16 protein-coding genes are annotated in these 25,405 nt (G+C 71.8%); 5 read left to right on the forward strand and 11 right to left on the reverse strand.

Features of this window, described 5'->3' with window-relative positions; genetic code table 11:
* Nucleotides 1–17 precede the first annotated feature (17 nt).
* The 3 genes from JOD65_RS15220 to JOD65_RS15230 are packed head-to-tail and all read right to left on the reverse strand — an operon-like array spanning nucleotide 18 to nucleotide 2,403.
* Nucleotides 18–1,340, reverse strand: a complete 1,323-nt coding sequence (locus tag JOD65_RS15220; protein ID WP_191195760.1) for a glycoside hydrolase family 3 N-terminal domain-containing protein — start codon at nucleotides 1,338–1,340, stop codon at nucleotides 18–20.
* Nucleotides 1,341–1,381: 41 nt separating this feature from the next.
* Entirely contained in the window at nucleotides 1,382–1,978 is a 597-nt protein-coding gene (gene coaE, locus JOD65_RS15225; RefSeq protein WP_191195761.1) for a dephospho-CoA kinase, read from the reverse strand.
* Nucleotides 1,975–2,403 carry a MarR family winged helix-turn-helix transcriptional regulator gene (locus JOD65_RS15230; RefSeq protein ID WP_307821206.1) on the reverse strand — a complete coding sequence of 143 codons (429 nt, stop codon included), beginning with the start codon at nucleotides 2,401–2,403 and terminating at the stop codon, nucleotides 1,975–1,977. Before JOD65_RS15230 ends, coaE begins: the two co-directional genes overlap by 4 nt.
* An 86-nt stretch (nucleotides 2,404–2,489) precedes the next feature.
* On the opposite strand from JOD65_RS15230, the gene JOD65_RS15235 reads away from it, so the two are divergent.
* Complete coding sequence (locus JOD65_RS15235) at nucleotides 2,490–4,337, forward strand: ABC transporter ATP-binding protein (RefSeq protein ID WP_191195763.1); 1,848 nt, start codon at nucleotides 2,490–2,492, stop codon at nucleotides 4,335–4,337.
* 4 nt (nucleotides 4,338–4,341) lie between these two features.
* Here the strand turns inward: JOD65_RS15235 and JOD65_RS15240 are convergent, their stop codons facing one another.
* Nucleotides 4,342–5,631 (reverse strand): aspartate aminotransferase type Ic, encoded by a 1,290-nt coding sequence (locus JOD65_RS15240; RefSeq protein ID WP_191195764.1) that lies wholly within the window; start codon nucleotides 5,629–5,631, stop codon nucleotides 4,342–4,344.
* A 107-nt stretch (nucleotides 5,632–5,738) separates the two neighbouring features.
* A complete protein-coding gene (locus tag JOD65_RS15245; RefSeq protein ID WP_191195765.1) occupies nucleotides 5,739–6,689 on the reverse strand; it encodes a GlxA family transcriptional regulator in 951 nt (316 codons plus the stop codon).
* Nucleotides 6,690–6,783: 94 nt separating this feature from the next.
* Between JOD65_RS15245 and JOD65_RS15250 the strand changes: the two genes are divergently transcribed.
* From JOD65_RS15250 to JOD65_RS15260, 3 genes are all read left to right on the forward strand, one after another.
* Nucleotides 6,784–6,942 (forward strand): hypothetical protein, encoded by a 159-nt coding sequence (locus tag JOD65_RS15250; protein WP_191195766.1) that lies wholly within the window; start codon nucleotides 6,784–6,786, stop codon nucleotides 6,940–6,942.
* A 125-nt stretch (nucleotides 6,943–7,067) separates the two neighbouring features.
* On the forward strand, nucleotides 7,068–15,014 hold the full coding sequence (locus tag JOD65_RS15255; protein ID WP_204811220.1) for a PKD domain-containing protein: 7,947 nt from the start codon (nucleotides 7,068–7,070) through the stop codon (nucleotides 15,012–15,014).
* A gap of 80 nt (nucleotides 15,015–15,094) precedes the next feature.
* Nucleotides 15,095–16,369 (forward strand): class I adenylate-forming enzyme family protein, encoded by a 1,275-nt coding sequence (locus tag JOD65_RS15260; RefSeq protein WP_191195767.1) that lies wholly within the window; start codon nucleotides 15,095–15,097, stop codon nucleotides 16,367–16,369.
* A 218-nt stretch (nucleotides 16,370–16,587) separates the two neighbouring features.
* Here JOD65_RS15260 and JOD65_RS15265 read toward each other — a convergent pair whose 3' ends face one another.
* From JOD65_RS15265 to JOD65_RS15275, 3 genes are all read right to left on the reverse strand, one after another.
* Nucleotides 16,588–17,430 carry a patatin-like phospholipase family protein gene (locus JOD65_RS15265; RefSeq protein WP_191195768.1) on the reverse strand — a complete coding sequence of 281 codons (843 nt, stop codon included), beginning with the start codon at nucleotides 17,428–17,430 and terminating at the stop codon, nucleotides 16,588–16,590.
* A gap of 111 nt (nucleotides 17,431–17,541) precedes the next feature.
* Nucleotides 17,542–19,029, reverse strand: a complete 1,488-nt coding sequence (rpsA, locus tag JOD65_RS15270; RefSeq protein ID WP_191195769.1) for a 30S ribosomal protein S1 — start codon at nucleotides 19,027–19,029, stop codon at nucleotides 17,542–17,544.
* Nucleotides 19,030–19,248: 219 nt separating this feature from the next.
* On the reverse strand, nucleotides 19,249–20,151 hold the full coding sequence (locus JOD65_RS15275; protein WP_191195770.1) for a phosphotransferase family protein: 903 nt from the start codon (nucleotides 20,149–20,151) through the stop codon (nucleotides 19,249–19,251).
* A gap of 90 nt (nucleotides 20,152–20,241) precedes the next feature.
* Here JOD65_RS15275 and JOD65_RS15280 point away from each other — a divergent pair, with 90 nt between their 5' ends.
* Nucleotides 20,242–21,060: a class I SAM-dependent methyltransferase gene (locus tag JOD65_RS15280; RefSeq protein WP_204811222.1), complete on the forward strand. Its 819-nt coding sequence runs from the start codon at nucleotides 20,242–20,244 to the stop codon at nucleotides 21,058–21,060.
* Here JOD65_RS15280 and JOD65_RS24085 read toward each other — a convergent pair.
* From JOD65_RS24085 to JOD65_RS15295, 3 genes are read right to left on the reverse strand one after another with little or no spacing between them, the layout of a single operon-like run.
* Nucleotides 20,998–23,199, reverse strand: coding sequence for a transglutaminase TgpA family protein (locus tag JOD65_RS24085; RefSeq protein ID WP_191195771.1), 2,202 nt, complete (start codon nucleotides 23,197–23,199; stop codon nucleotides 20,998–21,000). The genes JOD65_RS15280 and JOD65_RS24085 overlap by 63 nt on opposite strands.
* Nucleotides 23,196–24,416, reverse strand: coding sequence for a DUF58 domain-containing protein (locus JOD65_RS24090; protein WP_191195772.1), 1,221 nt, complete (start codon nucleotides 24,414–24,416; stop codon nucleotides 23,196–23,198). The genes JOD65_RS24085 and JOD65_RS24090 overlap by 4 nt, the downstream gene beginning before the upstream one ends.
* A complete protein-coding gene (locus JOD65_RS15295) occupies nucleotides 24,413–25,390 on the reverse strand; it encodes an AAA family ATPase (protein WP_191195773.1) in 978 nt (325 codons plus the stop codon). The genes JOD65_RS24090 and JOD65_RS15295 overlap by 4 nt, the downstream gene beginning before the upstream one ends.
* Nucleotides 25,391–25,405: the final 15 nt, after the last annotated feature.

Below are 25,405 nucleotides of genomic sequence, written 5' to 3' on the forward strand. Positions count from 1 at the left end.
GCGACGCGGTTTGATTCTCAGTACGCCGCGGACTCCAGGTCCGCGCTCGCGGCCCGTGCCCGCTCGACCACGTCGGCGGGGACGGGCCGTCGTGCTGCCACCCGCGCCTGCCACATCTGGACCGCCACGACGCGGGCGGCGGCCTCCTCGACCCGCGCCCGCGAGACCACGCCGGAGTCGATCGCGTCCGCGACGATCTGATGGGTGGTCGCGGTGTCGACGGGCATGAGGAGCAGGTCGGCCCCGGCCTGCAGCGCCTGCAGGGCCGGCGTGGGCCGACCACCGACGGCACCCATGCCGAGCGAGTCGGTGATGGTGACCCCCTCGAAGCCGAGGTCGTCGCGCAGCAGGTCGTACACCTCGGGCGCCATGCTGGCGGGCACCCCCGGCGCGATCTCGGTCAGGTCGAGGTGGCTCAGCATCACGGCGGGCGCGTGCTGGCGGAAAGCGGACTCGAACGGCGGCAGGTCGTGCGCCTCGAGCTCGGCGAGCGTCGAGTCGAGCAGCGGCAGCGTGTCGTGGCTGTCGCTGGTCGCACCGCCGTGACCCGGGAAGTGCTTGACGGTCGAGACGACGCCGGCGTCGTCGTAGCCCTTGATGGCAGCGCCCACGGCCTGGGACGCGAGCCCGGGGTCCTGCGAGGGCGACCTTGCCCCGATGGTCGGGTCGGCGGCGCCGATGGTGACGTCGGCGACGGGGGCGAACACCCAGGTGAAGCCGAGGTCACGCAGCTCGAGCCCGGTCGCGAGGGCCGCGGACCGGGTCACCCGGCGGCCGAGACGGGCGTCCGCCGCGATGGCGAGCCCCGCCGACTGGAAGTGCGGGAAGTCGGTGGCGATACCGCGCAGGTGCGAGACGTAGCCACCCTCCTGGTCGACCCCGATGACCGGAGGGTGGTCGCGACCGTCGGCGGCGGCGGCCTCCGTGATCGCCGACGTCATGGCCAGCACCTGGCCGCGGTCGAGCACGTTGGCCCCGGTCACCGAGACGCCGGCGAGGTGCAGGTCGCGCACCATGCGGGCCGGCTCCTGCGGGTCCGTGCCGTGGAAGCGTCCGACGATGACGCCCCCGGCGAGCTGGTCGGAGCTCCACGTGGATACGAGCTCCTGCGCCTGCTGGAGCTCGCCGGTCGTCGGGCCCCACGACGTGGGGGCGTCCGGGTCGTCGGTCGCCTCCGCCTCGGGCGCAGCCGGGTCGTCGGATCCCGGGGCGGACGCCGAGGACGACGGGCTGGAGGTGGCCGGCTCGGCGTCGTCGGGCGTCTGGCCGGGTCCGGCACACCCGCTGACGAGCAGGACACCCGTCGCGATCACGGCCAGGCGGGGTCGGATCGAGAGCACGCCGGGGAGGTTACCCGCCCGACCCCCGCGAGCCGGAAACGTCAGGCCCGCCGCGCGAGCTCCTCGTGGATCGCCTCGACCTGCCGGCGCAGGTCGGCCAGAGACCCGGTGTTGTCGACGACGTGGGTGGCGATCGCGAGCCGCTCCTCGCGGGTCGCCTGCGCGGCGATGCGGGACTCGGCGTCCTCGCGGGTCCAGCCCCGGTCCTCGACCATCCGCTGCACCTGCAGCTCGGCGGGGGCGTCGACCACGACGACCGCGTCGAAGGACCCGGACCGTCCGACCTCGGCCAGCAGCGGGATGTCGTGGACGACGACCGCGTGCTCAGGGGCGGCCGCCTCGAGCTCGGCGCTGCGCCGGTGGACCAGCGGGTGGATGATCGCCTCGAGCCGCCGGCGGGCGTCCGGCTCGGCGAAGACGAGGGCGCCCATGGCGGCCCGGTCGAGGTCGCCGTCGGGCGTCAGGAGGTCGGGCCCGAACTCCTCGACCACCGCCGCCAGCCCGGGTGTCCCCCTCGCCACGACCTCGCGGGCGATGAGGTCGGCGTCGATGACGACGGCCCCCAGCTCAGCGAGGACCGCCGACACGGTGCTCTTGCCGGATGCGATGCCCCCGGTCAGGCCGACACGAACGGTCACAGGTCCTCCCCCACGACGACGGCCAGGATCTCGTGGAGAGTACGGCGCTGGGCCGGCGTGAGCACGTCGAGGACCCGCTGCGACGCCTCCCGGCGTACGTCGTCGATCCGCTCCACCAGGTGCCGGCCGGCATCGGTGGGCACCAGGCGGGTGGCCCGGCGGTCGGTGGGGTCGGGCTCACGGCGGACCCAGCCCCGGTCCTCCAGCGCGTCGGCCACCTCCGTCGCCGACCGGGGGGCGATGCGCAGCGCGTCGGCGAGGGCCGAGGGGCGCATCCCGTCGGCACCGGCCAGCACCCGCAGCGCGCGGGCCTGCCCCGGGGTCACCTCCCAGTCGGCGAGTGCCTCCACGTGCGCGCGTCGTACGCGTCGGGCGAGCGCCATCACCAGGTCGCCGGTCGCCGGGTCGTTCCCCTCGTCGCGCACCACGGGAATACCTCCGCCCCACATCCGGTTGTGACCTCATAGTGAGGTTACCTCACCACCTCGAAACCCAGAGAGGAGCTGGTCGGATGGCTGACCACACCGACTCCCGCCCCCACCCGGACTCGTCCGGCCGCCGTCGCGGCGGACGCCCGGACCCGGCCGACCTGCGGCAGCTCGCCGACTCCCCGGTGTCGCTGCGCCGCATCGCCCGACTCTTCACCCCGCACCGCGCCACCCTGGCCGTGGTCGTGGCGCTCATCGTGCTGAGCTCGCTCGTCGGGCTCGCCCAGCCGTTCCTCGTCCGGCACGTCATCGACGAGGCACTGCCCCGCCAGGACCTCCGCCTGCTTCTTCTCCTGGTCGGCGCCATGCTCGGCGTCGCCGTCGTCACCGCCGTCATCGGCGTCGTGCAGACCTGGCTCTCCACCGCGGTGGGCCAGCGCGTCATGCACCGCCTGCGCAGCGACCTGTTCGCCCACCTCCAGCGCCAGTCCCTCGACTTCTTCACCCGGACCCGCGGCGGTGAGGTGCAGTCGCGCCTCGTCAACGACATCGGCAGCATGCAGGGCGTCGTGACCCAGACGGCGACGTCGATCGCCGCCAACGTCACCGTGGTGGTCGGCACCGCCGTGGCCATGGTGGCCCTCAGCTGGAGGCTCGCGCTGATCTCGCTGGTGGTGCTGCCGCCGGCCGTCCTGCTGACCAGGCAGGTCGCCCGGATGCGGCACCGCATCACCGGCGAGCGGCAGCGACGCCTGGCCGACCTCCACGTCCAGATCGAGGAGGGCCTCTCGGTCAGCGGGGTCCTACTCAGCAAGACCCTCGGCGCGTCCCCGCGGCTGACCGCGCGGTTCGACGAGACCTCCGCCGACCTCGTCGGCCTCGAGATCCGGTCCCGCCTCGCCGGCCGCTGGCGGATGGCGACCATGAACGTCGTGTTCGCCGCCGTCCCGGCCGCGATCTACCTCGCCGCCGGCTTCCCGGCGACGTCCGGCGGGATGACCATCGGCACGCTCGTCGCCTTCATCGCCCTGCAGGGCACCTTGTTCCGCCCACTCATGGGGCTGCTCAACGTGGGCGTCGACCTCACCGCCTCCCTCGCGCTCTTCAGCCGGATCTTCGAGTACGCCGACCTCCCGGTCGACATCGCCGAGCCCGACGAGCCGGTCCGGCTCGACCCGCGGCGCGTGCGCGGCGAGGTGCGGTTCGAGGACGTGGGCTTCTCGTACGACGGCGAGCGTGCGGTGCTGTCCGACGTCGACCTCGTCGTGCCGGCGGGCGGCACACTCGCGCTGGTCGGGGAGACCGGCAGCGGCAAGTCCACCCTCGCCTCGCTCGTCCCGCGCCTGCACGACGCGACGTCCGGGCGGGTGCTGGTCGACGGCGTCGACGTGCGCGACCTGGCTGCGGCCGACCTCGCCGGGATCGTCGGCGTGGTGACCCAGGAGACCTACCTGATGCACGCGAGCGTGCGTGACAACCTGCGCCACGCCCGGCCGGAGGCCACCGACGTCGAGATCGAGCAGGCCTGCCGCACCGCGCGCATCCACGACGTCATCGCCTCGCTCCCCGAGGGCTACGACACCGTCGTGGGATCGCGCGGGCACCGGTTCTCCGGCGGCGAGCAGCAGCGGCTGGCGATCGCCCGCACCCTGTTGCGCGACCCGGCCGTGCTGGTGCTCGACGAGGCCACCAGCGCGCTCGACAACGAGACTGAGCGCGCCATCCTGGCCACGCTGGACGAGGTCACCCGGAGCCGTACGACGATCACGATCGCGCACCGGTTGTCCACCGTGCGCAACGCCGACCAGATCGCGGTGCTCCACGCCGGACGCGTCGTCGAGCTCGGTACGCACGAGGAGCTGCTGCTCCTCGGCGGCCGCTACGCGGACCTCGTGCGCGGCGGCCTCGTCGCCGAGCCGGCGGCCGCCTGAGGCGTCAGGCCGCCGACTCCCCCGCGGCCTTCTCGGCCGCCGCGAGGAGCACGCAGGTCGCCACGGCCTCCATCGCCTGGGTGACCTCGGCGAGGGGCGGCATCGTCGGGGCGAGCCGGATGTTGGTGTCGTCCGGGTCCTGCTTGTAGGGGAACGACGAGCCGGCGGGCGTCAGCGCGATGCCGGCGTCCTTGGCGAGGGCGACGACGCGGCTGGCGGTCCCGGGCACGACGTCGAGGTTGACGAAGTAGCCGCCGGTCGGGGTGTTCCACGTCGCGACGGCGCGGCCGCCGAGCCGCTCGGTCAGCACGCGGTCGACCTCGGCGAACTTCGGCGCGATGATCTCGCGGTGCCGGGCCATGTGGTCGCGCACGCCCTGCGGGGACCCGAAGAACTCCGCGTGCCGCAGGTGATTGACCTTGTCGGGCCCGATCGAGCCGTTGCCGAGGTGCCCGAGGTACCACCGGACGTTGTTCGTCGACGCCGCGAGGAACGCCACACCCGCCCCGGCCCAGCTGATCTTGGAGGTCGACGCGAACATGACGGGCCGGTCCGGGTGGCCGGCAGCGGAGGCCAGGGTGAGGATGTCGGCGCTCTTGGCCTCCTCCTCGGTGAGGTGGTGCAGCGCGTAGGCGTTGTCCCAGAAGATCTTGAAGTCGGGTGCCGCGGTGGGCATCGCGGCGAGCCGGGCGGCGACGTCCTGGCTGCAGATCGCGCCCGACGGGTTGGCGTACGTCGGGACGATCCACATGCCCTTGATGCTCGGGTCGTCGGCGACGAGGGCGGCGACCGCGTCGGCGTCGGGGCCGTCGTCGTTCATCGGGACGGTCACCATCTCGATGCCGAGGCTCTCGAGCAGGGTGAAGTGCCGGTCGTAGCCCGGCACCGGGCACACGAACCGGACCTTGTCCTCCTTGCCCCACGGCCGCTCCGAGTCGACCGCGCCGAAGAGCATCATCCAGACGAGGCAGTCGCGCATGATGGACAGGCTGGAGTTGCCGCCGGCGACGACCTGCTCGGGCTCGACCCACAGCAGCTCGGCGAACATCTCGCGCAGCTCGCGCAGACCCTCGAGCCCGCCGTAGTTGCGTACGTCGACCCCGCTGGCGTCCTTGGTCGACGTCGGCAGCCGCAGCAGGTCGTCGGCAAGGTCGAGCTGCTGGGACGAGGGCTTGCCCCGCGTGAGGTCGAGCTTGAGCCCCTGCGCCTTCAGCTGCTCGTAGGCAGCCCGCTGCTCGTCGAGCAGCGCGGTGAGGTCGTCGGCGGACAGGTCGGCCAGCGCAGTCGCGTTCACGGCTCCAGCCTAGAGGTCGCCCGGCCGTGCCCTCGCGGCCGTTCTGCCCGTGGTACGACCGGGCCGGTGCCGACCTCGTGCGTCTCGATGCCGGTCGGCGGCGTCGATCAGGCGCTCATCCGGAAGGTGCGCCGGTACTCCTGGGGGCTGACGCCGCGAGCGCGACCGAAGTGCTGCCGCAACGTGGCGGCGTTGCCGAAGCCCACCTCGGAGGCCACCCAGTCGATCGAGTGGTCGGACTGCTCGAGCAGCTCCTGGGCGGCGCGCACCCGCTCCCCCAGGATCCAGCTGTAGGGCGTCGTGCCGGTCTCCTCCTTGAAGCGTCGGGCGAAGGTCCGGGACGACATGTGCATCTGGCGGGCGAGGGTCTCGACGTCGAGGTCGTCGGCGAGGTGGGAGCTGATCCACGCGAGCAGCGGCGCGAGCGCCTCCGACTCGCAGACAGGCACCGGACGGGCGATGTACTGGGCCTGACCGCCGTCGCGGTGCGGCGGCACGACCATGCGGCGCGCGGTGGTGGCGGCGACCTTGGCGCCGAACTGCTGGCGCATCACGTGGAGCGCCGCGTCGATGGCGGCAGCGGACCCGGCGCCGGTCACGATCGAGCCGTCCTGGACGTAGAGCACGTCGGGGTCGACGACCGCCTCCGGGAAGCGGGCGGCCAGCTCGGCGGCGTACCTCCAGTGGGTCGTGCAGCGACGGCCGTCGAGCAGGCCCGCCTCGCCCAGCATGAACGTCGCCGAGCAGTGGGCGAAGAGCATCGCGCCGCGCGCGTGGGCGGACCGCAGCAGCTCGGAGACCTCCGGCGAGGTGCCGCGGTGGTCGCTCTTGGGAGCCAGGCAGATCAGGTCGGCGTCCGCCGCCGCGTCCAGCCCGTGCTCGACGTGCAGGTCGAAGCCTGCACGCGTGCGCAGCCGTCCGGGACGAGGCGTGACGACCTTGAAGTCGAAGACGGGGTTGTCGTCCTCGGGGTGGTAGGGCTCGGCCCACACCTCACACAACGCACCGAGCCCGAACGGCTCGGGCTGCTCCTGCACGACCACGGCGACCTTCTGCATGACAGCAGCGTGCCACGAGTAGTGGCAGGAAATCAACTAATACTGGCATTCCTGCCACTGGTGGCAGTAAGTAAATGCGCGCATGATTACTGCCATGAACACTTTCATCGCCCTCCTGGTCCTGGCCGCCGTCGTCGCACTGCTGGTCAACTACGCCCGTCACGACCGGTTCGCCGGCCACGCCTCCACCGCCCACCCGGTCGACGACCTCGGTCCGATCGAGGAGCGCCACCACCTCGTCCCGCGTTACTGAGCGGTTTCGACGAGTACAAATCAACTTTTGCTTGACCTGACACAAAAGTCCCGCCTAGCGTGATGCCAGTCACACAGCCGTCCGGCAGGTGACGCCACCTCAAACTCGGTTGTGGAAGGCACGTCATGCCTGTGCGGTCTCGTCAGCTCCTCGTCTCGCTGCTCGCCCTGGTCACCGCTCTGGGGCTCGCCCTGGGACTGGCCGCCCCGGTGGCGGCCGCCGGTCCGGATCCCGTGCCCGACCGGGCCACGTCCGGTGACGCCGAGGCGAAGGCACCCGCCGCCCAGCGCGACCGGGCCGCGAAGAGCGACGGTGCGGGAAAGACCGCCACCTCCGGCACGACGGCCGCCGACGCGGCCGCCGCCGACGACCCGCCGGACCTGTCGAAGTTCCAGAAGGTCGTCCTCGGCCAGGGCACGGGACTCGGCGAGGTCATGGAGCTGACGGTCGCCCCGGACGGGCGGGTCTTCTTCATCACCCGCGCCGGCGACATCTCGATGTACGACCCCGCCGACGGCAGCATCGAGATCGTCATGAACAACCCCAGCCTCGGGGTGTGGAGCGGCCTCGAGGACGGAGGCCTCGGCATCACGGTCGACCCCGCCTTCGCCGACAACGGCTGGATCTACGTCTACTACGCACCCCTGCCCGCCTCGCACAACGCCAACCGGCTGTCCCGCCTCACCGTCGAGACCGACGCGGACGGCGAGACGTTCGTCGACAAGCAGTCGGAGAAGGTCATCCTCGAGGTCGGCACGCAGCGCAACGTCTGCTGCCACTCCGCCGGCTCGGTGCAGTTCGGCGACGGCGGCGTGCTGCACCTCGCCACGGGCGACAACACCTCGTCCTCCGACAACGACGGCTACTCCCCCCACGACGAGCGGACCGGACGGTCCGACTACGACGCGCAGAAGTCCTCCGCCAACACCAACGACCTGCGCGGCAAGATCCTGCGCGTCATCCCCCGCAACGACGACGCCGGCGACGTGAACCCGACCGCCGGGGACGGCATCTCGTACGACATCCCCGAGAGCAACCTGTTCGGTGAGGGCGGCGCCTACCCGTCTGCGCTCTACCCCGACGCCGACCCGGCGAAGACGCGGCCCGAGATCTACGTGATGGGCCTGCGCAACCCCTACCGGCTCGGCGTGGACGCCGACACCGATGCGCTCTACTGGGGCGAGGTCGGCCCAGACTCGCGCGTCAACAGCCCCAACCGGGGTCCCCGCCACTTCGAGGAGTTCAACCGCACCGAGGCCGCGATGAACGGCGGCTGGCCCTACTGCGGGGGCGAGGTCGGCGACGACCTCACCAAGATGGACTTCGGCGGCGCCTACGTCGACTGGGACTTCGTGGCCAACCGCTACCGCACCAACCCGGACGGCACCCCCAAGCGCTTCCCCTGCAACGACCCGCAGGAGATGGCCGGCGTCAACGACTCCCCCAACAGCTCCGGGCTGCAGACGCTGCCCCCGATGACCGACGCCTGGATCCCCTACTCCGACGTCGCCCCCTACAAGTACCCCGCCGTCCAGGGCGCCACCCCGACCGGCGGCCAGGTCTACCGGCAATCGCAGAACACCGCGGCCAAGGACACCGCCTTCCCGGCGCACTACGAGGGCTCCTACTTCATGACGGAGATGAGCCGCGGCTGGATCAAGGAGGTGCGGATGGATGCCGAGGGCAACATCGCCTCCATCAACGACTTCATGAGCGGCTTCGTGGCTCCCGGCGACATGGAGTTCGGGCCCGACGGCTCGATGTACGTCCTGGAGTACGGCACCGGCTTCTTCTCCGGCTCCCCGCAGACCAAGCTCGTGCGCATCGACTACGCGATCAACGGCTCGGCGCCGGTGGCCCGCGCGAGCGCCGACGTCACCGAGGGCTCTGCCCCGCTCGCCGTCCAGTTCAGCAGCGACGGCACCAGCGACCCCGACGGTGACGCCGTCACCTACGCGTGGGACCTCGACGGTGACGGCCAGACCGACTCCACCGACGCGTCCCCGTCGTGGACCTACGACTCGGCCGGCGACTACACCGTGCTCCTCACGGTGACCGACGCGACCGGCAAGTCCGCGACCTCGCAGGTCGTCGTCAACGTCGGCAACACCGCCCCGAAGGTGCAGATCGAGCTCCCGGTCGACGGCGGCTTCTACTCCTCCGGCGACGACATCCCGTTCGTCGTCGACGTGCAGGACGCCGAGGAGACCGTCGACTGCAGCGAGGTCGTCGTCCAGGAGGGCCTGGGCCACGACATCCACGTCCACCCGAACCTGTCGGTCAACGGCTGCGAGGGCACCATCCGCACCGCGGCCTCCGCCGACCACGGCCCGGACGCGAACACGTACGGCGTCCTCATCGCGACCTACCGCGACGGCGGCGCCAACGACGGTGCCAACGCGTCGCTGCAGGGCAGCGACACCGTCATCCTCCAGCCCAAGCTGCGACAGGCCGAGCACGCGACCAACCGCCAGGGCGTCGGCTACACCGGCTACGACGACAAGTCCGGCACGCGTCCCGGTGGCGGCGGACTGATCACCGGCATGGGCAACGGCGACTGGGTGATGTTCGACCCGATGAGCCTGGCCAACATGACCGACGTGTCGATCCGCTACTCCGGCGGACCGCAGGCAGGCGCCACGATCCAGGTCCGCGCGGGCGCCGCGAACGGCCCGGTCGTGGCGACCGTGCCGCTGGACGGCGGGACGCAGGGCCAGTACTTCTACAAGACGGTCAGCGCCGCGATCACCGCTCGCGACGCCGACGCCGGCGGCCGCCCGCTCTACTTCGTCTACGCCGGCAACGGTGAGATGAACTTCGACGAGTTCTCCGTCGAGGGCAAGGGCGTCGCCGGCAACACCTCCCCCGTCATCACCTCGGCCACCGCCACCCCCGCCGACGGCCTGGCACCTCTCGAGGTCGCCTTCGCAGCCGAGGCCAACGACCCCGACGGCGACGACATCACCTACGCCTGGGACTTCGGTGTCGAGGGCACGGACGACGACACCGCGACCACGGCCGCGGCCTCGTGGACCTACCCCGAGCCGGGCACGTACACCGCCACGCTGACCGTTGAGGACGAGACCGGCAAGTCGACCAGCCGGGCCGTCGACGTCACCGTGCGGCAGCCCTGTGCGACCGCACCGACCCCCGACGAGGGCTACGAGCTGCTCTTCGACGGCACCGACGTGTCCGGCTGGAAGCAGTCCGGCCCCGGTGGGTTCACCGTCGAGAACTGCGAGCTCACCAGCTTCGGCGGACTCGGGTTGTTCTGGTTCTCCGAGCGCACCTTCGACGACTACACGGTCAAGCTGCAGTTCAAGCTCTCCGACGACGGCGACAACTCCGGCGTCTTCACCCGCTTCCCCGACCCGGGCAACGACCCCTTCGTCGCCGTCGACAACGGCCACGAGATCCAGATCAAGGAGGGCCAGCCCAACGACGAGCCGCAGAAGACCGGCTCGGTCTACAACTTCGACCGCGAGGACGCGCGCAACGCCAAGCCGATCGGCGAGTGGAACGACTACGAGATCACCGTCGAGGGCCAGACCTACACGATGACGCTCAACGGCCAGGTGGTGAACGAGTACACCTCCGACGGCACCCGTGGCACCGGCGGCTACATCGGCCTGCAGAACCACGGCAACGCCGACAAGGTCAGCTTCCGCAACATCCAGGTCAGGGAGCTCGAGGTCCAGGAGCCGTTCGTCAACACGCTGACGGCCGACCCGGTCCGTGGCGGCGCGCCGCTCGAGGTGGACTTCACCGCTGAGGGCGTCGACCGGCAGGACGACGCGATCACCTACGACTGGGACTTCGGCGACGGGTCCGACCCCGTCACCGGCGCCGCTGGCACGGTCTCGCACACCTACACCGAGGGCGGCACGTTCGCCGCCGAGGTGACGCCTGTCGACGCCGACGGCAACCGCGGCCCGACCCGGACGACCGAGGAGATCACCGTCCTCGTCGACCCGGTCGCCACCGCGACGGCGACCCCGCGTTGCGGCGTGCTGCCGCTCGACGTCGACTTCGATGCCTCGGCGACGGACCCGCAGGACCAGGCCCTGACCTGGACGTGGGACTTCGGAGTCGACGGCACGGACGACGACACATCCACGGAGAAGTCGCCGACCTGGACCTACACGGCGGCGGGCGAGTACACCGCGACCGTCACCGCGACCGACCCCGACGGCAACACCGGCACCAGCTCGGTCCGCATCGAGGTGCTCGCCGACGGCGAGTGCCGCCCGGTGGCCGACCTGTCGGAGCTGTTCAACAACGACGGCATCTCCACCGACGCCAACCCCGGTGACGGCAACTTCGACGGCGGTGGCTGGACCTTCGCCGCCGAGCTCCTCCCCCAGGCCGTGCAGCAGAACGGCGGCCCGGTCCGGATCAATGGCGTGGACTACGACATGGGCAGCCCGGCCGACGGCCAGCTCAACAACGTCGAGTCCGACGGCCAGGTGATCCCGCTGCCGACCGGCACCTACGACGAGCTGAGCATCCTCGCCACGGCCCACAACGGTGACGTGCAGAAGGAGGCCACCCTCGCCTACAACGACGGCTCCACCGTCCAGGTGCCCCTGCGGTTCACCGACTGGGCCGTGACGCCGAAGTTCGGCGAGGAGATCGCGATCGACATGCCCTACCGCCACAACGGCGGCGGCGACACCTCGCCGCGGGTCATGATCTTCACCCAGCGGATCCCCCTCGAGGCCGGCAAGCAGCCCGACACGCTGACCCTCCCGGTCGACCCGAAGCTGCACGTCTTCGGGGTCTCCGGGGTCCGCTCCGAGGAGCCCGCCCCGCCGTGCGAGCAGCCCGAGCGCTCCGACGAGTTCAACGACTCCGAGCTGCTCGACAACTGCCACTGGACGGTGCGCCGCCCCGATGAGACGGCGTACGACGTCTCCGACGGTGCGCTGCACCTGACCGCCCGCCCCGGTGAGTACAACGACACCGCCAACGTCATCACGCAGGACGCACCCGACGGTGCGTGGACGGCGACGACCAAGCTCACCTGGGACCCGGCCGAGGCAGGCCAGCAGGCGGGGCTCGTGGTCGCCGGCAGCGGCGGCTCCGGTTTCGCGAAGCTGACCTTCGTCGACAAGGGCGACAACAACGAGTGGATCGAGTTCCTCAAGTCGTCGAGCCCGAGCAACAACGACTTCGAGTTCAGCGGCAACTGGAACACCGGCGGCGGCAGCTTCGACGGGCCCTTCCTGCCCGGCGACTTCCCCTCCACCTTCTGGCTGCGGTTCACCTCCGACGGCTCGCAGCTGCGCGGGTGGTACTCCACCGACGGTGAGGAGTTCACCCAGGTCGGTGACCCGCGCACCCTGGCCGGGATCACCAACCCCCGGGTCGGCGTGATGGCGCTGAAGGGCGGTGCCCCGGGCGACCCGGTCGCCGACTTCGACTTCTTCCGCTGGTCCGGCGTGCAGCAGGGCGAGGCGCCGAGCGTGACCGCGTCGGCCGAGCCCACCTCGGGCACCGCGCCGCTGGATGTCGAGTTCAGCGCCGAGGGCACCGACCCCGAGGACGGCGCGCTCACCTACGCGTGGGACTTCGGCGTGGGCGGCACGCAGGACGACACCGCCGACACCGCCGACGCGAGCTGGACCTACACCGAGCCGGGCACCTACACGGCCACGGTGACGGTGACCGACCCCGAGGGCCAGACCGGTGAGGACACGGTCGAGGTCGTCGTCGAGGAGCCCGCCGAGGGACGTACGTGGGTCGTCGACGCCGTCGACTCCGCCACCAACAACCAGTGGGTGTCCGAGGACAACGGCACGTCGACCGTCACCGTCGAGGTGGGCGACACCGTCGAGTGGCAGTTCGACCGGGCCACGATGGGCCACGACCTGACCTCGCTCGACAGCGCGGACACGTGGGACCCCGCCCTTCAGGAGTACCGCGACGCCGGCGGCGCCCCGATCCGCTACACCTTCACCAAGCCGGGCACCTACGAGTACTGGTGCAGCATCCACGGCGCCACGATGCGCGGCACCGTGGTGGTCGAGGAGCCCGCGGCGGACAACCAGCCGCCGACGGCACAGCCGTACGTCTCGCCGCGCACCGGCCCCGCGCCGCTCTACGTCCACTTCGAGGCGCGCGCCAGCGACCCTGACGGTGACGCGCTCACCTACCTGTGGGACTTCGGCCAGGGCGACGGGCCCTCCGACCAGTCGACGTCGTCGCACGCCCACGTGACGTACGCCGAGCCCGGCCGGTACACCGCGACCCTGACCGTCAGCGACGGCAAGGGTGGGACCTACGAGGACGAGTTCGAGATCGCCGTCACCGGCGAGGCGCCGCGGGTCTCCATCGAGGCAACGCCCACCAGCGGCCCCGCTCCCCTGCCGGTCGCGTTCGAGATCAGTGCGATCGACGACCAGGGAGGCCCGCTCAGCTACACGTGGGACTTCGGCGACGGAACGACGTACACGGGTCCGAAGCCGCCGCTGAACCACGTCTACACGGCCTCGGGCAGCTACGCCGCCACGCTGACCGTGACCGATCCCGACGGCAACAAGGGCAGCGACAGCGTCGAGATCAGCGTCGACGCACTGCCCGAGATCGAGGCGACGGCCACCCCGGACACCGGTGACGCACCACTGGACGTCGACTTCTCCACGGTGGTCACCACCGCGGGAGAGCTCAGCGCCTTCGCCGACGGCACGGCCACCTACCCGGACCTCACGGGCACCGCATCGATGGTCCGCTCGCGCGACACCACCGTGACCACGCTCGACGTCACCGGCCTCAAGCCGAACGCCGCGCACATGGTCCACGTCCACGAGCAGTCGTGCTCCAACGGCAACGGCGGGGCGCACTTCCGCTTCGACACCGACCTGCCCTTCTCGGAGGAGAACGAGATCTGGCTGCCGTTCACCAGCAAGGCCGACGGCACCAGCGGCGAGGTGGTCGTCACCAGCGACCAGCGCGCCGGCTCCAAGGCGATGGCCATCGTGATCCACGACCCGGACAACCCGGCCAAGCGGATCGGGTGCGTCGACCTCGACCCGAGCATCGACGGGCTCACCTACGCCTGGGACTTCGGTGACGGCGAGCAGGGCGAGGGGGCCGACGCGACCCACACCTACACCGAGCCCGGCACCTACGAGGCCACGGTCACGGTGAGCATGCAGGGCGGCACCGACGAGGTCACCGACACCGTCGAGGTCGTCGTCACCGGCGACGACCCGGTCGACCCGACCGACCCCGTCGCGTCGACGGTCACGGCCACGGCGACGCCGTCCGAGGTCACGGTGGGCGACACCACGAAGGTGTCGGTCGACGTGAAGGCCGAGGGCACCACCCCGACCGGCGAGGTCACCCTCACCGGCGGCGGGAAGTCCTACGGCCCCACCTCGCTCGAGGGCGGCACCGCCACCTTCACGGTCGGTCCGTTCACCGAGCCCGGCACGGTGACGTTCACCGCGGCCTATGCCGGCAGCGACGAGGTCGCCGCCGGTGAGGGCAAGGCGACCGTCACGGTCAAGGCGAAGCCGGCCCCGGGTGACACCAGCGCCCCCGAGACCACCATCACCGACGGCCCGAAGGGCCAGGGGCGAGGTCCGGCAGCCACGTTCACCTTCACCTCCTCCGAGCCCGGCAGCACCTTCGAGTGCAGCCTGGACGGCGGGGCGTGGGCCGCGTGCAGCTCCCCGGCGACGTTCACCAAGCTGGGGCAGGGCGAGCACGAGCTGCGGGTGCGGGCCACCGACAAGGCGGGCAACACCGACGCCAGCCCGGCAGCGCTGACCTGGACGGTCGACCGGGGCAAGCCCACCGTCAAGGTTCTGACGGGACCCCAGGCGACCAAGGACCGGACGCCCACGGTGCGCGCGCGCCTCAGCGACCGGTACGACGACCTGCGGGCGCGCGACGTCAAGGTGCGCTTCGGCGACCGGGCCGCGGCGAAGGTGCGGGTCAACCGCAAGGGCGTCATGGTCGCGACGGCGAAGCCGCTCGCGCCGGGTCGGCACCGCGTCGTGCTGACGGTTCGGGACGAAGCGGGCAACAAGAGCACCGTCCGCTTCTGGATCACCGTGAGCCGCTGACGCCCCACCGTCCCACCACCAGCACCCGCCGGACGCCCGGCGGGTGCTGGCACGTCCACAGCGGCGTGCACAATGCCCCCATGGTCCGCACCGGCGAGGAGGAGAGCCTGCTCGCCGGTGACCGCGTGGCGCTGCTGGTCCCCGGCTCGCCGTCGTACGTCGCCCTGGTGCTCGCGCTGCTCGCCGACGGCGTCTTCCCCGTCCCGCTCGACCCGGCGCTCACCGAGGCCGAGCGCGCCCGCATCCTCGAACCGATCGTTCCCGACCTCGTCGTGACCTCGCAGGAGCAGCTCGCGCAGCTGCTCGCCGCTCGACCCGGCCGGTCGCGGTCGCTACCGCTCGGGCGACCGATCCACTGCACCAGCGGCACGACCGGCACCCCGAAGGGCGTGTGGTCCGGGCTCCTCCCCCAGCACGACGCGATGGCGCTCGTCGCCGAGGAGCGTGACCTCTGGGGGTTCGACGCCGACGACGTCAACCTGGTGCTCAGCCCGCTCCACCACTCGGCCCCGCTCCGCTTCGCAGCCGGGACGCTGCTCGCCGGCGGCCGCATCGTGGTGCCGGGGAAGTTCGACCCGGCGGCGGTCACGGCGGCGATCGAGCACGAGCGCCCGACCACGATGTTCTGCGTCCCGACCCACCTCCAGCGCCTCTTCGACCACTGGGACGCCGTCGGCGTCCCGGACCTGTCCTCGTTCCGGCTGGTCGCCCACGCGGGCGCCCCCTGCCCCCCGTCGGTCAAGCGGCGCCTGATCGAGCTGTTTCCCGACGGCTCGACGTGGGAGTTCTACGGCTCGACCGAGGGCCAGTTCACGGCCTGCCGCTCCGAGGACTGGTTGCGGCGTCCCGGCACGGTGGGCCGAGCCCGACCCGGCCGCACCCTCACCACCGACGACGACGGCCGCATCTGGTGCGCCGTGCCGCAGCACGCCCGGTTCACCTACCTCGGTGCGCCCGAGCAGACGGCCGCCGCGTGGCGGGACACGTCCGACGGGCCGGCGTTCACCGTGGGCGACGTCGGACGCATCGACGCCGACGGCTACCTCCACCTCGAGGGACGGCGCACCGACCTGGTCATCACCGGCGGGGTCAACGTCTACCCGCTCGAGGTCGAGAACGCACTGCGCGAGGTCACCGGGGTCGTGGACGTCGCCGTCTTCGGCGCCGCCGACCCCCGTTGGGGCCAGCGGGTGTGCGCCGCGGTCGTCGGCGACGCCACGACCGATGCCCTCCGCGCGCACGCCGAGCAGGTCCTGGCGCCGGCCAAGCGGCCCAAGGACTACCTCCGCGTCTCCGAGCTGCCGATGACCGCCACCGGGAAGGTCCGACGGGACGCCCTCACCGGGCTGGTCTGACCGGGTCCACGGGGCGCGCCCGCTACCTCAGGCCGTGTCGGCGAGCGGTGCGGCAGCCACGTTCTGGCCGTCCGGAATGTGGCTCGGGCACCGCTGGCGCGCGTGTCGGCGTACGACGCGCCGGCGGGCGGTGCGTGAGGGGGAGTCGAGCCGTCCAGAACCCCCGTCAGGCACCGCTCAGGTTCGAGCTGAACAGACCTCGGGGCCGCGACGCGACCTCAGGCAGACCAGACCGGCCCGACCTGGTCGACCAGGTCACGGGCCTGGCGCAGCCCGGCCTCGGCCGCGACGGCGCGCTTGGCGGGGTCGAGCAGGTTGCGGCCGAAGGCGGCCAGCGCGTCGGCGTCCGGCGTGACCACCGACCAGGCTCGCGGCCCGACGCGCTCGAGCTGGGCGCGGATGGACGTCTTCTTGCTCACCGACCGCGGGAGCGGTGCGAGCACGACGACCCGCTCGGCGCCCTCGGCGACGTCGACGTTGGCGGTCGACCGCATCCCGCCGTCCATGTAGGTGCGTCCGCCGACCACGACGGGCGGCCACACCGTGGGGACGGCACAGCTGGCCGCGACGGCCGCGACCAGGTCGACCCCGGACTCGGGCCCGAACACGGTGAGCTCTCCGCTGGTGGTGTCGACGGCCGTGATGCGCAGGTCGCGGTCGGGCCAGTCGTGGACCGGGAGCCGCGAGCGGATCACGCCCTCGCGGTCGACGCTCCCGGGGGCGTGGGACGCGTGGGCGACCCGACCGACGCGGGCCAGCTTGTCGCGCCCGCTGCCGGGCAGCACGTAGGGCGGGACGAGCTTGAGCGCGGCGATGCGGGACAGCCGGCCGCCGATCTCGGCGTCAGCGGGCCCGAGCTGCTCGGCGTACAGGTCCTCGAGCGGCACGCCGTTGGTCACCTGGGCACCCACGACCGACCCGGCCGAGGTGCCGACGACGATGTCGGCCCCGGTCAGGTCGACCCCGGCGCGGGCCAGTCCGGTGAGGATGCCGAGCTCCCAGGCGATCCCGGTGATGCCACCGCCGCCGAGGACCAGTGCCGAGGTGCCGCGTCCTGTCATGGGCCCAGTTGTAGCGGACCGGACCGCATCCTGACCACGCACGCCCGGGAACGACGACGGCCCGCCGGGTCTCCCCGGCGGGCCGTCGTGTCGTGCGTGGTGGTCAGCCGATCAGGCCTGGCCGCCCGTGAGCTTCTCGCGGAGCGCCTGCAGCGCCTCGTCGGACGCCAGCGAGCCGCCGGTGTCGCCACCGGTCTCGCCGCCCTCGGTGTCGTCGCCACCGGAGGAGTACGAGGTGGCCTCGCCGGCCTCGGCCTCGGCGACCTTCGCGTCGGCCTGCTGCTTGACGTGCTGCTCCCAGCGCGCGTGCGCCTTGGCGTACTGGTCCTCCCAGACCGCACGCTGGTCGTCGAAGCCCTCGAGCCACTCGCCCGTCTCGGGGTCGAAGCCCTCGGGGTAGACGTAGTTGCCCTGCTCGTCGTAGGTCGCGGTCATGCCGTAGAGCGTGGGGTCGAACTCCTCCACGTCGGCGGCGGCAGCGGTCTCGTTGGCCTGCTTGAGCGACAGCGAGATCCGGCGACGCTCGAGGTCGATGTCGATGATCTTGACCATGACGTCGTCGTTGACCTGGACGACCTGCTCGGGGATCTCGACGTGACGCTCGGCGAGCTCGGAGATGTGCACCAGGCCCTCGATGCCCTCCTCGACGCGGACGAACGAACCGAAGGGCACCAGCTTGGTGACCTTGCCCGGGACGATCTGGCCGATCTGGTGGGTGCGGGCGAAGTGCTGCCACGGGTCCTCCTGCGTCGCCTTCAGCGACAGGGAGACACGCTCGCGGTCCATGTCCACGTCGAGGACCTCGACGGTGACCTCGTCGCCCACGGCGACGACCTCGGACGGGTGGTCGATGTGCTTCCAGGACAGCTCCGAGACGTGGACGAGGCCGTCGACGCCGCCGAGGTCCACGAACGCACCGAAGTTGACGATCGAGGAGACGACGCCCTTGCGGATCTGGCCCTTCTGGAGCTGGGTCAGGAAGCCGTGGCGAACCTCGGACTGGGTCTGCTCGAGCCAGGCGCGGCGGGACAGGACCACGTTGTTGCGGTTCTTGTCGAGCTCGATGATCTTCGCCTCGAGCGTCTGGCCGACGTAGGGCTGCAGGTCGCGCACGCGACGCATCTCCACCAGCGACGCGGGGAGGAAGCCGCGGAGGCCGATGTCGAGGATGAGGCCGCCCTTGACGACCTCGATGACGGTGCCCTCGACGACGCCGTCCTCCTCCTTGACCTGCTCGATGGTGCCCCAGGCACGCTCGTACTGAGCGCGCTTCTTGGACAGGATCAGACGACCTTCCTTGTCCTCCTTCTGGAGGACGAGGGCCTCGACCTTGTCGCCGACGGAGACGACCTCGTTGGGGTCCACGTCGTGCTTGATCGACAGCTCGCGCGAGGGGATGACGCCCTCGGTCTTGTAGCCGATGTCGAGGAGGACCTCGTCGCGGTCCACCTTGACGATGGTGCCGTCGACGATGTCGCCGTCGTTGAAGTACTTGATCGTCGCGTCGATTGCCGCGAGGAAGTCCTCTTCGGACCCGATGTCGTTGACAGCCACCTGAGGGGCGTCGTAGTCCGGAAGAGTGGAGAGCAGGCTCGTCATATGGGAAGTGATTCCTTGGATGGATGGAGTCGTACGTAGGCACGCAACCGTCTGTTTCACTGGCCCCTGCCGGTGACGAGTCACTGACGAGGACGCGGCGAGCCCGGGTTCGCTCGGTATGGAAGCCGGGCAGACGTCTGGCGCAGCCCCCAAGACTACGCGCGCCCGACACCTCGCGTCCAACCGGCAGGCCACGCTCAGCCCACGCTCAGACCGGCCCTACGACGCGACGGGCCACGCGTGCACGTCGCCGGCCTGGGCGACGGCCCTGAGGAGCGTCGCGGACCGGTCGGCCACGGGGTTGTCACCTTCACGGGAGGCGAGGTCGACGAGCGCATAGAGGTCGGCCGATCGCGCCCCGTCGAGCAGCGCGCCGACCCCTCCCCCGTGCCGGGTCGCCCAGGCCCCGAGGACGCCCGCCACGTAGGACGGGTCCCGCTCGAACCTCAGCAGGTTGCCGAGGTCGGTCCACGGGTGCCCCGCATGGGCGAACTCCCAGTCGAGCACCCCGGTCACCCCGAGGGTGTCGGGGTCGACGAGCAGGTTCTTCGGGTTCAGGTCGCTGTGCACGAGGCAGGTCCGACGCTGCGTGTCGAGCAGGTCCTGCGCGCGCCGGGCCACCTCCACCAGCGGAGTGCGCTCGGACTCGGGCCAGTGCGCCAGGCGGGAGGCGACCCACTCGTCCAGGCCGCCGTCGGGGAAGGCGCCGACGGTCAGCTCCGCGTCGACGAAGGGCCCCGGTCGCAGCAGCGGCATCCCCGCGAGCGCCGCGGCGACCGCCCCGGTGCTCGCCCCGAACCGGGTGAGCCCGTCGGCGTCACCGGCCGCGGAGAGGCGCGCCACGACGAGGTCGCCTCGCTCCCCCGGCAGCCAGGACGTCACCAGCAAGCCGGGCCGGCCGGCCGCCGCATCCGCGTGCCGGACCTCGAGGACGTCCGGGACGGGCAGGAGCCCGCACACGAGCCGCAGCACCGCCTGGTCCACCTCGGGTGCCGCGTCCCCGCGGGGGTCGCCGGGCGGATAGAGGCGTACGACGGCACGCTCGCCGCCGACCTCCCCGAGGAAGGTCCGCCCCGAGTGGCCGCCCTCCAGCGGCTGCAGCACCGGTCCGAGATCGCTCATCGAGCGCATGCTGCCACGCAGCGGCGCCGAGATGCGCGGTGCACCCGGGCAGTGACTCGCCCGGTGCACCGGCACCATTACGCTCCGGGGGTGGAGGATCACCTGCCGCAGTCCGTGAGGGTCGAGCGGCGCCCCGTCTCCGAGCGCGAGTCCCGCAGCGCCAACGGACCCGACTGGGACCGCTACGCCGACGAGTACCAGGCCACGCACGGAGCGTTCCTCGGCGACGCCGGATTCGTCTGGGGTCCCGAGGGCCACACCGAGGAAGAGCTCGGGATCCTCGGCGACGTGGCCGGTCTCGACGTGCTCGAGGTGGGCAGCGGCGCCGGCCAGTGCTCGCGCTGGGTGCGCACGCGCGGCGGCCGCGGGTTCGGCCTCGACCTGTCCCACCGCCAGCTGCAGCACTCGCTGCGGCTCGACGAGGAGACGGGGGTGGCCGTGCCGTCCGTCCGTGGCACCGCCACCGCCCTGCCCTTCGCGGCCGGCAGCTTCGACGTCGTCTTCTGCTCCTTCGGCGCCCTGCAGTTCGTCAGCGACATCGACGTGGCGGTCGCCGAGGTCGCCCGGGTGCTGCGCCCGGGAGGCCGCTTCGCCTTCTCCATCACCCACCCGACGCGCTGGATGTTCCCCGACGACCCGGGCGAGCCCGGCCTCACGGCGACGCAGTCCTACTGGGACCGCACGCCCTACGTGGAGGTCGACGACGCGAGCGGCGTGGTCGCCTACGTCGAGCACCACCGCACGCTCGGTGACTGGGTACGTCTCCTCGCGGCGTCCCACTTCAGGCTGGTCGACCTCGTCGAGCCCGAGTGGCCAGAGCAGCACGACCGGGTGTGGGGCGGCTGGTCACGCACCCGCGGCCTGTTGACGCCGGGCACGGCGATCTTCGTGGCGCACCTGCTGGGCTGACCGACGGCCGCGAGCCCAGCCGGCCATGAGCGAGGACGGGTTGAAGGACGACCAGACCCGACGGCGCCGGCTGGCCTCCGCCACCAGCTCGCCCCGCACCTGCTGGCACGCGTCCCAGAACGCGCGGCCCTCCTCGGCAGGCGGGGCGACGGGTGCGAAGACAGCGGCATCCGCCTGCTGGGCGAGTCCTCGGCCGACCCCCAGGCTGGTCGCCTGCGCGACGCGGCTCCAGTCGTCGGGGACCGGCGTGCCGAGGTCGAGGGCCGCGTCGAGCACCTCCTGCCAGCCGTTGACGTAGGGCCCGGACCACGACGACGTACGCCCTCGTCTCGCCCGGCGCAGCGCCTTGACCAGCGGCACGAGCAGCAATGCGACGAGGCCGAGCGCAGCCGTCGCGGCCACGACGCCCAGGGCCACCTGCCAGGCCGGACGCGACTCGGACGGGACTGAGGGCGGGCGGATCTCCCTGTCCCTCCCCTTCGACGCCTGGTCGAGCTGCTCCTGGACGAACTCCGCGGGGTCGGGCGCCGGCGCCGTCTCCGCCCCCTCCTCGAGCACGCGTGAGCCCAGATACCGCTCGAGGTCGAGTGGGCGCCAGGTGCCGTCCTCGAACTGCAGCTCCACCCACGAGGTCAGGTCACCGTAGTCGACGAGACCGCCGCGACCCGGCTCCGCGCCGGTCACCAACCGTGCAGCCACGCCGAGACGGGAGGCCCCGAGAGCCATGAGGGCGCTGTACTGGAAGGCGGTGCCGGTCATCCGCTGCGATCCCAGCATGCGGTGGCCGAGCATGTCGGGCGACTGGTCGAACGCCTCGGTGACCCGCACCGTGCCGTGGCTCTGGAGGTAGCGAGCCAGCAGCAGGACCCGCTCGAGCGGAAGCAGCTCCTGCCGGTCGAAGGGCTGCAGATACTCGTCGAGGAAGGTCCCGTCGGGCTGTCGCTGCTCCTCGGTCGGCTCACGGGTAGGGTCCCGGCGCGTGAACGTCACGTCCCCCACCACCGACTCGAACCGGTACTCGTCGCGTACGTCCACGCCGCCCAGCACGAGTGCGCTGGCGGTCGCCTGGTTGTAGCGGACGTCGCCGACGTCGGTCCGACCGGGGTTGAAGTCGAAGTCGAGGTTGGTCAGCTCGCCGAGCATCGGCAGCCAGTCACTGGAGTAGCCGGGCCGGAACTTCACCCGCACGACCGCCGTGGCGCCGGGATGGAGGGCAGCCACGTCGGAGCTCACTCGCTTGAACGTCCCGTAGCCGTCTGACCCCGGCGAGCTTTCTGCGGGAATCCAGGCCTCACCGTTGTAGAGGTCGAGCACGGCCAGCCGCAGCCGACGGCCGTCGGGGACTCCGCTCGCCTTGAACAACCTGATGTCGTCGGTCCTCGGGACAGGCAGCACGGGCGTGTCGGCGACAAGAGGCGTGTCGTTCCTGCCGCTGAGCAGCACGCGGTCAGACACGTCCGAGTCGGGCACCACGAGTCCGGCGAAGGCGGACACCACCACCACCATCGCGACGGCCACCGCGGCAGCCGTGCCCGACCCTCTGCTGGCACCGACCGAGGCCTCGTGCCGACGGGCGCGTACGGCCGCCCAGCCGAGGAGGACCATCGTGACGAGGACCGCGCGCGCCACCATCAGGCTCGGGGCCAGCACGCCGAGCGGGATGGTGGCCGCGAGGCCCGCCAGCAAGGGCACCACCGGCGCCAACGGGCGCGTCGTCGCGACCGCGAACCACGCAGCGGGGAACGCGGCCAAGAACCCGATGAGGTACGGCACGAGCATCACCTGGCCGCTCGACTCCACCGGCGGGACCGTGCTGACAAGAGTGAGGGGCGCGTCGACGGACCCAACGAGCACGCGACTCACTGTGCGGAGCGTGGGGAACAGCCACGGCCCGGGCTCGCGCAGGGCGGCCCACGCGCCGACGGGGACGAACCCCGCTAGCCCGACGAGCGAGTACCACCACCCGCCCTCGTGTACGCGGCGCGCAGCCAGGGCAAGGGACACGAGCAGCACGACGGGCACCAGGCCGACCACCAGGTAGCTGCGGCCCACGAAGCTGTCGTCCAGGATCGACAGGATCATCGCCAACGCGACGACGACCGCGACCGCGTCGACCATGCTCCCCTGCTCGCGCCTCACCTCATCCCCCTCGCCATCAGGTCCTGCAGCCGTGCCAGGTCCGGGACGGACAGCTCGCGCAGGGGCCCGCTGTCACGCACGGCCGTCTCTCCCTGACTGTCCGCGCGTACGACGATCCAGTCCGCGCCGCGGCCGAACTGCGCAGCTGCCATGTCCAGGTCGACGAGGGCCCGGGAAGCGCCCGTCACCTGGACGACGAGGCCCGTCCCGGCAACGGATCCGGCCGCCTCTGCCGCGTGAGCCAGGTAGGCGTCGCCGTCCTCCAGCGCGAACCGGCACGCGGCATCGGTCATGGCGACCGGATGACGGCTGTGGGCGAGGTGCGCTCCGCAGCGCAGGTAGGTGTCGAAGTCGTCCCGTACGGCCCGCAGCGCGACCGAGGTCGCGACCGAGGTCGCGAGCTCGAAGTCCCGCGCGCGGGGGTAGGACGCCCTCGAGCCGTCGAGGAGCACCGTGACGTGACCGCGTCGCGTCTCGTGGAACTGCCGGACGAGCAGCTGCCCCGCCTTGGCCGAGGAGCGCCAGTGCACATGCCGTAGGTCGTCGCCGGGGACATACTCCCGCAGCGCGTGGAAGGCCAGGTCACTCATCGAGAGCTGCTGGCTCGTCGCCCCGTCAAGGTCGTTGGCCAGTCCCCCGGCGAAGACAGCCAGGTCGGTCACCTGCGGCGACACGAGCAGCTCGAGCACCCCACCCATCTCGTGGCGGCGACTCATGAGGCCGACTGGATCGGTCTTCTCGTAGCTCACCGGTCCGACGGCGTGAGCTCCACGAGGCATCACGGGGAGCTCGATCACCTCATCGTGCCGCGAGAAAGGCCGCAGGAACGGAAGGCGCAGGCGCACGGTGCGGCCACCTACGGGCACCACCACGCGCGGGAACAGCATCGGGACCGCGCCTGCCTCGACCGCGAGGACTGCGACCGGAGGCGACGCACCCACGATCGTGCGGTGCTGCCGCAGCACGATGGTCGCCGACGGCGCACCGGGTAGCACCTGCCACGCCAGCGCCACCAGCAGCAGCCCGAAGGCGACGACAGCGAGCTGGGTGAACTCCAGCCAGTTCAGCCGCACGGACAGTGCGGTCGCGACGACCCCCGTCGCCAGGACCCCGCGACCGAGCGGCGTCAGCAGGCGGAGCGGACCCACGAACCGCGAGGGCCGCAGCGCGGCGAGCCGCCGTGCGGCGCCGCCCCGTGTGCCGGCCCGGTCGCTCACGCGCGGTCGCGGGGGGCGGGCACCTGCGCGAGCAGGTCGTCGATGACCTCGTCGGAGGTCGTGCCCCCGTAGGCCGCACCCGAGCCCATCAGCAACCGGTGGCCCAGCACCGGGTGGGCAAGCGTCGCGATGTCCTCGGGCACCACGTGCCCGCGACGTTCGGCGAGCGCCCACGCCTTGGCGGCCCGGATCCAGGCCAGGCAGCCGCGCGTGGACAGGCCGATCCTGACCCCGGGCACCTCGCGGGAGGCCTCGGCGAGTCGGCGTACGTAGCTGATGATCGCCGGGTCGACGTGGACCATGTCCGCCAGCCGGCTCATCCGCTCGATCTCACGAGCCGTGACCACGGGCACGAGGTCCGCCGCCCGGTCGCGGATGCGCGACTCCGCCAGCAGTGCCTCGGTCGACTCCGCGTCGGGGTGTCCGACGCTCGTGCGCATGAGGAACCGGTCCAGCTGCGCCTCGGGCAGCTGGTAGGTCCCGGCCTGCTCGATCGGGTTCTGGGTCGCGATCACCATGAACGGCCGGCGGACCTCGTGGGTCTTGCCGTCGACTGTGACGTGCCCCTCCTCCATCACCTCCAGCAACGCCGACTGTGTCTTCGGCGACGCGCGGTTGATCTCGTCGGCCAGGACCATGCTGTGGAAGAGAGGCCCGGGGTGGAACGAGAACTGACCCTGCACCTGGTCGTAGACCGTGACGCCGGTGATGTCCGAGGGCAACAGGTCGGGCGTGAACTGGATGCGCGCGAACGAGCAGTCGAGCGACTTCGCCAATGCCCGGGCCAGCATCGTCTTGCCCGTGCCCGGGAGGTCCTCCAGCAGGAGGTGCCCACCGGAGACGAGGCAGGTCAGCCCGAGACGGACGACGTGCCGCTTGCCGAGGACGGCCGCCTCGACGTTGTGCTGGACCTGGTCGAACGTGTCGGCGTACCACCGCACATCGTCAGGGTGGACGGTCGCGAGCTCGGACATGCTGTGAGGAACGGT

This window comes from Nocardioides cavernae (assembly GCF_016907475.1).
Lineage (GTDB): Bacteria > Actinomycetota > Actinomycetes > Propionibacteriales > Nocardioidaceae > Nocardioides > Nocardioides cavernae.

Excerpts from the sequence above, each read along its gene's own strand:
- JOD65_RS15235 (WP_191195763.1), top strand. The coding sequence starts at position 2,490 with ATGGCTGACCACACCGACTCCCGCCCCCACCCGGACTCGTCCGGCCGC.
- JOD65_RS15245 (WP_191195765.1), bottom strand. The coding sequence starts at position 6,689 with ATGCAGAAGGTCGCCGTGGTCGTGCAGGAGCAGCCCGAGCCGTTCGGG.
- JOD65_RS15250 (WP_191195766.1), top strand. The coding sequence starts at position 6,784 with ATGAACACTTTCATCGCCCTCCTGGTCCTGGCCGCCGTCGTCGCACTG.
- JOD65_RS15255 (WP_204811220.1), top strand. The coding sequence starts at position 7,068 with ATGCCTGTGCGGTCTCGTCAGCTCCTCGTCTCGCTGCTCGCCCTGGTC.
- JOD65_RS15260 (WP_191195767.1), top strand. The coding sequence starts at position 15,095 with ATGGTCCGCACCGGCGAGGAGGAGAGCCTGCTCGCCGGTGACCGCGTG.
- JOD65_RS15265 (WP_191195768.1), bottom strand. The coding sequence starts at position 17,430 with ATGACAGGACGCGGCACCTCGGCACTGGTCCTCGGCGGCGGTGGCATC.
- rpsA (WP_191195769.1), bottom strand. The coding sequence starts at position 19,029 with ATGACGAGCCTGCTCTCCACTCTTCCGGACTACGACGCCCCTCAGGTG.
- JOD65_RS15275 (WP_191195770.1), bottom strand. The coding sequence starts at position 20,151 with ATGAGCGATCTCGGACCGGTGCTGCAGCCGCTGGAGGGCGGCCACTCG.
- JOD65_RS15295 (WP_191195773.1), bottom strand. The coding sequence starts at position 25,390 with ATGTCCGAGCTCGCGACCGTCCACCCTGACGATGTGCGGTGGTACGCC.